The organism is Prevotella sp. HJM029 (assembly GCF_000599605.1).
Taxonomy (GTDB): domain Bacteria; phylum Bacteroidota; class Bacteroidia; order Bacteroidales; family Bacteroidaceae; genus Prevotella.
The window spans coordinates 1-751 of the sequence record NZ_AZHT01000057.1 but is presented as its reverse complement, the minus strand read 5'-3'; the positions used below and the strand labels follow the sequence as shown (position 1 = coordinate 751).

General features: G+C 45.8%; 1 protein-coding gene and 1 pseudogene. Both read left to right on the top strand.

What is annotated here, in order from left to right:
* A partial coding sequence (locus tag X919_RS0104560) for a site-specific integrase (RefSeq protein WP_028899198.1) occupies positions 1-509 on the top strand: 509 nt, incomplete at its 5' end.
* Positions 506-751: pseudogene (locus X919_RS0104555) on the top strand (hypothetical protein); the annotation flags it as partial. The gene X919_RS0104560 and the pseudogene X919_RS0104555, both read left to right, overlap by 4 nt.

Below are 751 nucleotides of genomic sequence, written 5' to 3'. Positions count from 1 at the left end.
TCCAAACAGCAGCGGATGGACAGATGTATATACGCAAGGAGCGTCAGAAGACAAAGGTTGAGTTTGTCGTGCCGTTGCACCCGATAGCAGAGGCTATTATCCGCCATTGTCTGGAAGAGCAGAAAGGGAATGAAGAACAGCAGACGGTGAAAGAAAAAGGTAAAAAACATATCTTTCCCCGTGAGTGCAGCCGGAGCGTGATAGACGGCAGACTGAGTATTGTTGGCAAGGCTTGCGGTATCAGACAGAGATTGTCGTACCATGTTGCAAGGCATACTTTCGGCACGATGAGCCTAAGCGCAGGAATACCTATTGAGAGCATAGCCAAGATGATGGGGCACGCTTCCATATCAAGCACGCAGATTTATGCGCAGGTAACGGACAACAAGATTTCGGAGGATATGGACAGGCTTATTGCCAAACAATCGGCAAAGGATAAAGAAACTATGGAGAGAGAGGCTTGTGAATCTTTGGAGGTATCAATCTATAAAATGGAGGAAACGGCATGAAAGCAAACGATAACTTAAAAGCCGTAACAAACATTGCCTGTCATCGCAGTATCTTTGATTGGGGCAGCAATATGCAGGTTGTCAGAAAAGGAAACGGAGACATAGCCATGACGGAGAACGAACTCGTGAGTTTCTTCGGTGTAACATGGAGAAAACTCAATTACAGACTGCAAATATTGGTGAAGTCTTCCAATCTGCACCCCGATGAAAGGAGTGCAGGCGAGGAAAATATTTATGCAAAC